Origin of the sequence: Ewingella allii (genome assembly GCF_044430645.1) — a bacterium.
In the GTDB taxonomy this organism is placed as follows: domain Bacteria; phylum Pseudomonadota; class Gammaproteobacteria; order Enterobacterales; family Enterobacteriaceae; genus Ewingella; species Ewingella allii.
This window is the reverse complement of the sequence record NZ_JAWUDN010000015.1, coordinates 18,901-27,430: the sequence shown is the minus strand read 5'-3', so window position 1 is coordinate 27,430 and position 8,530 is coordinate 18,901. Positions and strand designations below refer to the sequence as shown.

8 protein-coding genes are annotated in these 8,530 nt (G+C 49.3%); all 8 read left to right on the top strand.

Features of this window, described 5'->3' with window-relative positions; all coding sequences use genetic code 11:
• A partial coding sequence (locus tag SBO83_RS21065) for an EF-Tu C-terminal domain-related protein (protein WP_449536237.1) occupies positions 1-387 on the top strand: 387 nt, incomplete at its 5' end.
• A 252-nt stretch (positions 388-639) separates the two neighbouring features.
• The gene (gene secE, locus SBO83_RS21060; protein WP_034794996.1) at positions 640-1,023 is read left to right on the top strand and encodes a preprotein translocase subunit SecE; all 384 of its coding nucleotides are present in this window, start codon (positions 640-642) and stop codon (positions 1,021-1,023) included.
• Complete coding sequence (nusG, locus tag SBO83_RS21055) at positions 1,024-1,569, top strand: transcription termination/antitermination protein NusG (RefSeq protein WP_009639145.1); 546 nt, start codon at positions 1,024-1,026, stop codon at positions 1,567-1,569. It abuts the gene before it with no gap.
• A 161-nt stretch (positions 1,570-1,730) separates the two neighbouring features.
• Positions 1,731-2,159, top strand: coding sequence for a 50S ribosomal protein L11 (gene rplK, locus SBO83_RS21050; RefSeq protein ID WP_034794998.1), 429 nt, complete (start codon positions 1,731-1,733; stop codon positions 2,157-2,159).
• A gap of 3 nt (positions 2,160-2,162) precedes the next feature.
• Positions 2,163-2,867: a 50S ribosomal protein L1 gene (gene rplA / locus SBO83_RS21045; RefSeq protein WP_034795001.1), complete on the top strand. Its 705-nt coding sequence runs from the start codon at positions 2,163-2,165 to the stop codon at positions 2,865-2,867.
• A 350-nt stretch (positions 2,868-3,217) separates the two neighbouring features.
• On the top strand, positions 3,218-3,715 hold the full coding sequence (gene rplJ / locus SBO83_RS21040; RefSeq protein ID WP_034795004.1) for a 50S ribosomal protein L10: 498 nt from the start codon (positions 3,218-3,220) through the stop codon (positions 3,713-3,715).
• Between the two features lie 65 nt (positions 3,716-3,780).
• The gene (gene rplL, locus SBO83_RS21035) at positions 3,781-4,146 is read left to right on the top strand and encodes a 50S ribosomal protein L7/L12 (protein ID WP_034795006.1); all 366 of its coding nucleotides are present in this window, start codon (positions 3,781-3,783) and stop codon (positions 4,144-4,146) included.
• A 331-nt stretch (positions 4,147-4,477) separates the two neighbouring features.
• Positions 4,478-8,506, top strand: coding sequence for a DNA-directed RNA polymerase subunit beta (gene rpoB / locus SBO83_RS21030; protein WP_034795009.1), 4,029 nt, complete (start codon positions 4,478-4,480; stop codon positions 8,504-8,506).
• The last annotated feature ends 24 nt before the right edge of the window (positions 8,507-8,530 follow it).

Genomic DNA, 8,530 nt, shown 5'->3' with positions numbered 1-8,530 from the left:
GACGAAGGCCGTGCTGGTGAGAACGTTGGTGTTCTGCTGCGTGGTATCAAGCGTGAAGACATCGAACGTGGTCAGGTACTGGCTAAACCAGGTTCAATCAAACCACACACCAAATTTGACTCAGAAGTGTATATCCTGAGCAAAGATGAAGGCGGCCGTCATACTCCGTTCTTCAAAGGCTACCGTCCACAGTTCTACTTCCGTACAACTGACGTGACCGGTACCATCGAACTGCCAGAAGGCGTAGAGATGGTAATGCCAGGTGACAACATCAACATGGTAGTAACCCTGATCCACCCAATCGCGATGGATGACGGTCTGCGTTTCGCAATCCGTGAAGGTGGCCGTACTGTTGGTGCAGGTGTTGTTGCTAAAGTTATCGCTTAATCGCTGATACTTTTTTGTCACTTTACGTTGACGCAATGCACACTAAAAGGGCATCATTCGATGCCCTTTTCTACGCTGTGGCGCTAGAACCTATCTCATCAGCGATTTATACGTCATAATCATTGGTGAGATAGGCTCTGAGATATAGCGTAAAACACCGAGTTGCGCTCACTGTAGAGCATCGATCGGTTTGGTTTGCCTCGCAATGCGAGGCAAAGTTGTTTGTTCTGAATCATTGTGACGGGTTGGTTTATGAGTGCGAATACCGAGGCTCAAGGGAGCGGGCGCGGCCTGGAAGCGGTAAAATGGTTAGTTGTTGCCGTTTTGTTGGTCGTAGCTATTGTCGGTAACTATTATTACCGTGCATACAGCCTGCCGTTACGTGCGCTGGCAGTTGTTGTCATTATTGCTATTGCTGGTGCAGTGGCATTATTGACGACTAAAGGCAAAGCGACAGTTGCGTTTGCGCGCGAAGCGCGTACCGAAGTACGTAAAGTAATTTGGCCTACGCGCCAGGAAACATTGCATACCACACTGATCGTTGCTGCGGTAACTGCCGTTATGTCACTGATTCTGTGGGGACTAGATGGTATTCTGGTTCGCTTGGTATCTTTTATTACTGGCTTGAGGTTCTAAATGTCTGAAGCACCTAAAAAACGTTGGTACGTCGTTCAGGCGTTTTCCGGCTTTGAAGGCCGCGTAGCACAATCGCTGCGTGAGCACATCAAATTGCACGACATGGAAGAGCTGTTCGGCGAAGTCATGGTTCCTACGGAAGAAGTTGTTGAAATCCGTGGTGGTCAGCGTCGCAAGAGTGAACGCAAATTCTTCCCAGGTTATGTGCTTGTTCAAATGGTGATGAATGACGCCAGCTGGCACTTAGTGCGTAGCGTTCCTCGCGTAATGGGTTTCATTGGCGGTACTTCTGACCGTCCGGCGCCTATTAGCGATAAAGAAGTTGACGCTATTATGAATCGCCTGCAACAAGTCGGCGATAAGCCACGGCCGAAAACGCTGTTTGAACCAGGTGAGTTGGTCCGTGTTAACGACGGTCCGTTTGCTGACTTTAACGGTGTTGTGGAAGAAGTGGATTACGAAAAAAGCCGCCTGAAAGTGTCTGTTTCTATCTTCGGGCGTGCAACGCCTGTTGAGCTGGACTTCGGTCAGGTCGAAAAGGGTTAATAACTCTTTCAACATCGGTTCGAACAGATGTTGTGCAGGGCGCGAAATTAAACTATAATTTCGCGCCTTTTGTTTTTCTGTGCAGCCTCTGCACAGAAAAGTACTGCAAATAACGGGGAGCCTCTTCAAACAGGCGATATTACCCAACTGAGGAAATTTAAATGGCCAAGAAAGTACAAGCCTACGTCAAGCTGCAAGTTGCAGCTGGTATGGCTAACCCAAGTCCACCGGTAGGTCCGGCACTGGGTCAGCAAGGTGTTAACATCATGGAATTCTGTAAGGCATTCAACGCTAAGACTGAAAGCGTTGAGAAAGGCCTGCCGATCCCTGTTGTCATTACCGTTTACTCTGACCGTTCTTTCACCTTCGTTACCAAAACGCCTCCAGCAGCTGTGCTGTTGAAAAAAGCGGCTGGTATCAAGTCTGGTTCCGGCAAGCCGAACAAAGACAAAGTGGGTAAAGTAACGACTGCTCAGGTTCGTGAAATCGCAGAAACCAAAGCTGCGGACATGACTGGTTCTGACGTAGAGGCCATGGCGCGCTCTATCGAAGGTACTGCTCGTTCCATGGGCCTGGTAGTGGAGGATTAATAGATGGCTAAGCTGACCAAGCGCATGCGCGTGATCCGTGACAAAGTTGATGCTACTAAACAGTACGACATTAACGAAGCTGTTGCTCTGCTCAAAGAGCTGGCCACTGCTAAATTCGTTGAAAGTGTAGACGTTGCCGTTAACCTCGGTATCGATGCGCGTAAATCTGACCAAAACGTTCGTGGTGCTACCGTTCTGCCTAACGGCACCGGTCGTTCTGTTCGCGTTGCTGTCTTCACCCAAGGTGCAAACGCTGAAGCTGCTAAAGCTGCAGGCGCTGAGCTGGTAGGTATGGAAGATCTGGCTGATCAGATTAAGAAAGGCGAAATGAACTTTGACGTTGTTATTGCTTCTCCAGATGCAATGCGCGTTGTAGGTCAATTAGGTCAGGTTCTGGGCCCACGTGGTCTGATGCCTAACCCGAAAGTTGGTACTGTAACTCCTAACGTTGCTGAAGCAGTTAAGAACGCTAAAGCTGGTCAGGTTCGTTACCGTAACGACAAAAACGGTATCATCCATACCACTATTGGTAAGGTTGATTTCGAATCCGACAAGCTGAAAGAAAACCTGGAAGCTCTGTTGGTTGCACTGAAAAAGGCGAAGCCTTCTCAGGCTAAAGGCGTTTTCATCAAGAAAGTAAGCCTGTCCACTACCATGGGCGCTGGTCTTGCAATTGATCAAAGCGGCCTGAGCGCAACAGTTAACTAATTAACTGCTGACGTTTATCGCTTTACGCGGGCGATGGATTTGTCTAGAATCTATGGCCCGTTGTTTCGTTAACGCGAAACCAAGAATTTTTCGGTTGGAGCCTGGCCTATCCAGGCCTCCGTCCAAGACCGCAGGTGTCCCGCAAAGGACTTAATCCTTCCTGCGTAGACGGTGACAGAGCCTGAAGAAAATTTTTCTTTGTCTTTCTTTGTTTAAAGAAAGTATGAAGAACTTGAATAGTCTTTGCTGGATTCTCTGCTCACCGTGTTTGTACGCCTATCTCCGATCTCGGTTATAGGTGATGTGAGTTCCGGGGATTTTCCCCGGCTAAATCCAGGAGCAAAAAGCTAATGGCATTAAATCTTCAAGACAAACAAGCGATTGTTGCTGAAGTCATGGAAGTAGCCAAAGGCGCGCTGTCTGCGGTTGTTGCGGATTCCCGTGGCGTAACTGTAGATAAAATGACTGAACTGCGTAAAGCAGGTCGTGAAGCTGGCGTTTACATGCGTGTTGTTCGTAACACCCTGATGCGCCGCGTCGTTGAAGGTACTCAGTTCGAGTGCCTGAAAGACACGTTTGTCGGTCCTACCTTGATTGCATTTTCTTCTGAACACCCGGGCGCTGCTGCTCGTCTGTTCAAAGATTTCGCTAAAGCGAATGCAAAATTCGAGGTTAAAGCTGCGGCCTTTGAAGGTGAGTTTATCTCTGCGGCTCAAATCGACCGCTTGGCAACTCTGCCTACTTACGATGAAGCAATCGCACGCCTGATGGCAACCATGAAAGAAGCCGCTGCTGGCAAATTGGTTCGCACTCTGGCTGCAGTACGTGATCAGAAAGAAGCTGCTTAATCAGCCTTTCTTTTCTCGTTCAAATGCTTACGTATAAACTATTTCTGAATTCTAGGAACAATTAAATGTCTATCACTAAAGAACAAATCATTGAAGGCGTTGCAGCTCTGTCTGTAATGGAAATCGTTGAACTGATCTCCGCTATGGAAGAGAAATTCGGCGTTTCTGCTGCTGCTGCCGTTGCTGGCCCAGCTGCTGCTGCTGAAGCTGTAGAAGAGAAAACTGAATTCGACGTTATCTTGACTGCTGCTGGCGCTAACAAAGTTGCTGTTATCAAAGCAGTACGTACCGCTACTGGCCTGGGTCTGAAAGAAGCTAAAGACCTGGTAGAGTCTGCTCCAGCAGCTCTGAAAGAAGGCATCAGCAAAGACGACGCTGAAGCACTGAAAAAATCTCTGGAAGAAGCTGGTGCTTCTGTTGAAGTTAAGTAAGTTTAACTTCCCGGAGTGCAGTCTGTCCTAACAGACTGATGGCTGGTGACTTTTTAGTCACCAGCCTTTTTGCGCTATAGAGTGTCAGTGGTGTTTCACACTGTTTGAACACTGAACTACTCTAATATCTCTTTCTATAGACGACTTAATATATTGATGCCCCTTGCTGTGGCTCATCCACAGATAACGCACAACGAAATGATTTAAGAGTGATAGAAACGGGTATTGCGGAAAGCGTCTCTGCTTTTCGGTCGACATAAACGGTGTTGCATGAACTGTCCTTCTCAGGGCAGACAAGATTGGGTCACTGATCAGCGAGCTGAGGAACCCTATGGTTTACTCCTATACCGAGAAAAAACGCATTCGTAAGGATTTTGGTAAACGTCCACAAGTTCTGGACATTCCATATCTCCTTTCTATCCAGCTTGACTCGTTCCAGAAGTTTATCGAGCAAGATCCGGAAGGCCAGTACGGTCTGGAAGCTGCATTCCGTTCTGTATTCCCTATCAAGAGCTACAGCGGTAACTCTGAGCTGCAATACGTTAGCTACCGTCTTGGTGAGCCTGTATTCGACGTTAAAGAATGCCAGATTCGTGGTGTGACGTTCTCCGCGCCACTGCGCGTGAAACTGCGTCTGGTGATCTACGAGCGTGAAGCACCAGAAGGTACGGTCAAAGACATCAAGGAACAAGAAGTCTATATGGGCGAAATTCCGCTCATGACCGAAAATGGTACCTTTGTGATTAACGGTACTGAGAGGGTTATCGTATCTCAGCTGCACCGTAGTCCGGGCGTATTCTTCGACAGCGATAAGGGTAAAACCCACTCATCGGGTAAAGTGCTTTATAACGCACGTATCATCCCTTACCGCGGTTCATGGTTAGATTTCGAGTTCGACCCGAAAGATAACCTGTTTGTACGTATTGACCGTCGCCGTAAACTGCCTGCGACCATCATTCTGCGTGCATTAAACTACACCACTGAACAGATCCTTGACCTGTTCTTTGACAAGGTGACTTACCAGATCCGCGACAACAAGTTGCAGATGGAACTGGTACCTGAGCGCCTGCGCGGTGAAACAGCTTCCTTTGATATCGAAGCTGACGGCAAAGTCTATGTAGAAAAAGGCCGCCGCATCACTGCTCGTCATATTCGTCAGCTTGAAAAAGACGACATTCAGCGCATCGAAGTTCCTGTTGAATACATCGCAGGAAAAGTAGTTGCTAAAGACTACATCGACACTAATACCGGTGAGCTGATTGTTCCTGCGAACATGGAATTGTCTCTGGATTTACTGGCTAAATTGAGCCAATCCGGTCACAAAACCATCGAAACGTTGTTCACCAATGACCTCGACCATGGCGCGTACATGTCCGAGACCATTCGCGTCGACCCAACCAGCGATCGCTTGAGCGCACTGGTTGAGATCTACCGCATGATGCGTCCTGGTGAGCCACCAACTCGCGAAGCTGCTGAAAGCCTGTTTGAGAACCTGTTCTTCTCTGAAGATCGTTACGACCTGTCTGCTGTTGGTCGTATGAAGTTCAACCGTTCTCTGCTGCGTGATGAAATCGAAGGTTCAGGCATTCTGAGCAAAGATGACATCATTCAGGTAATGAAAAAACTGATCGGCATTCGTAATGGCCAAGGCGAAGTGGACGATATCGACCACTTGGGCAACCGTCGTATTCGTTCTGTCGGTGAGATGGCTGAAAACCAATTCCGCGTAGGTTTGGTTCGTGTTGAGCGTGCTGTTAAAGAGCGTCTGTCTCTTGGCGATCTCGACACTCTGATGCCTCAGGACATGATCAACGCTAAGCCGATTTCGGCTGCGGTGAAAGAGTTCTTCGGCTCAAGCCAGCTGTCCCAATTTATGGACCAGAACAACCCGTTGTCTGAGATCACGCACAAACGTCGTATCTCTGCATTGGGTCCGGGCGGTTTGACCCGTGAACGTGCTGGCTTTGAAGTTCGAGACGTACACCCGACTCACTACGGTCGCGTATGTCCAATCGAAACGCCAGAAGGTCCAAACATCGGTCTGATCAACTCCTTGTCTGTTTATGCACAGACCAATGAGTATGGTTTCCTGGAAACCCCTTACCGCCGTGTGCGTGAAGGCGTGGTGACTGATGAAATTAACTATCTGTCTGCCATTGAAGAAGGCAACTTCGTAATCGCTCAGGCGAACTCCAACTTGGATGACGAAGGCCGCTTCCTGGAAGACCTGGTCACTTGTCGTAGCAAAGGCGAATCAAGCCTGTTCAGCCGCGACCAAGTTGACTACATGGACGTTTCTACCCAGCAGATCGTATCCGTTGGTGCTTCTCTGATTCCATTCCTGGAACACGATGACGCCAACCGTGCATTGATGGGTGCGAACATGCAACGTCAGGCGGTTCCTACTCTGCGTGCTGATAAGCCGCTGGTTGGTACCGGTATGGAACGTGCTGTAGCGGTTGACTCCGGTGTTACTGCCGTAGCCAAGCGTGGTGGTACTGTTCAATACGTGGATGCATCCCGTATCGTTATTCGTGTTAACGAAGATGAGATGTACCCGGGCGAAGCAGGTATCGACATTTACAACCTGACTAAGTACACCCGTTCTAACCAGAACACCTGCATCAACCAGATGCCGTGTGTGAATCTGGGTGAGCCAATCGAGCGCGGCGACGTGCTGGCGGATGGTCCATCTACAGATCTGGGCGAACTGGCACTGGGTCAGAACATGCGTGTCGCGTTCATGCCTTGGAACGGTTACAACTTCGAAGACTCCATCTTGGTCTCCGAGCGTGTCGTTCAAGAAGACCGCTTCACCACCATCCATATCCAGGAACTGGCTTGTGTGTCCCGCGACACCAAACTGGGGCCTGAAGAGATCACGGCTGACATCCCGAACGTGGGCGAAGCTGCACTCTCTAAACTGGATGAATCCGGTATCGTTTATATCGGTGCTGAAGTAACCGGCGGCGACATTCTGGTTGGTAAGGTAACGCCGAAAGGTGAAACCCAGCTGACGCCAGAAGAGAAGCTGTTGCGCGCTATCTTCGGTGAGAAAGCGTCTGACGTTAAAGACTCTTCTCTGCGTGTACCAAACGGCGTTTCAGGTACGGTTATCGACGTGCAGGTCTTCACCCGCGATGGCGTGGAAAAAGACAAGCGTGCGTTGGAAATCGAAGAGATGCAGCTGAAGCAGGCTAAGAAAGACCTGACTGAAGAGTTGCAGATCCTTGAAGCTGGCCTGTTTGCACGTATCCAGTCAGCATTGGTTGCTGGCGGTGTTGAAGCCGATAAGCTGGGCAAATTGCCACGCGATCGCTGGCTCGAACTGTCTCTGACCGACGAAGAAAAACAAAACCAGTTGGAACAGCTGGCCGAACAGTACGACGAACTGAAATCCGTGTTTGAGAAAAAACTCGAAGCGAAGCGTCGTAAAATCACCCAAGGCGATGACCTGGCACCAGGCGTGCTGAAAATCGTCAAAGTGTATCTGGCCGTTAAACGTCAGATTCAGCCGGGTGACAAAATGGCTGGTCGTCACGGTAACAAAGGTGTTATCTCCAAGATCAACCCGATCGAAGATATGCCTTACGATGAAAACGGCACGCCGGTCGACATCGTTCTGAACCCGTTGGGCGTTCCATCTCGTATGAACATTGGTCAGATTCTGGAAACCCACTTGGGTATGGCCGCGAAAGGCATTGGTGAAAAAATCAATGCGATGCTGAAGAAACATGAAGAAGTTTCCAAGCTGCGCGAGTTCATCCAGAAAGCGTATGACCTGGGCGACGATGTTCGTCAGAAAGTGGATCTGAGCACCTTTAGCGATGACGAAGTACTTCGTCTGGCTGAAAACCTGAAGAAAGGCATGCCAATCGCAACGCCAGTCTTCGACGGTGCCAAAGAGACAGAGATCAAGCAGCTGCTTGAAATGGGCGGAATCCCAACCTCTGGTCAGATCACACTGTTTGACGGCCGTACTGGCGAGCAGTTTGAGCGTCAGGTTACTGTCGGCTACATGTACATGCTGAAACTGAACCACCTGGTTGACGATAAGATGCACGCGCGTTCTACCGGTTCTTATAGCCTTGTTACTCAGCAGCCGCTGGGTGGTAAAGCACAGTTCGGTGGTCAGCGCTTCGGTGAGATGGAAGTGTGGGCACTGGAAGCATACGGTGCCGCATATACCCTGCAAGAGATGCTGACTGTTAAGTCCGATGACGTGAACGGCCGTACGAAGATGTATAAAAACATCGTCGATGGCGATCACCGGATGGAACCAGGCATGCCGGAATCCTTCAACGTACTGTTGAAAGAGATCCGCTCTCTGGGTATCAACATTGAGCTGGAAGACGAGTAAGTACTCGAATTCGCAATGATCACA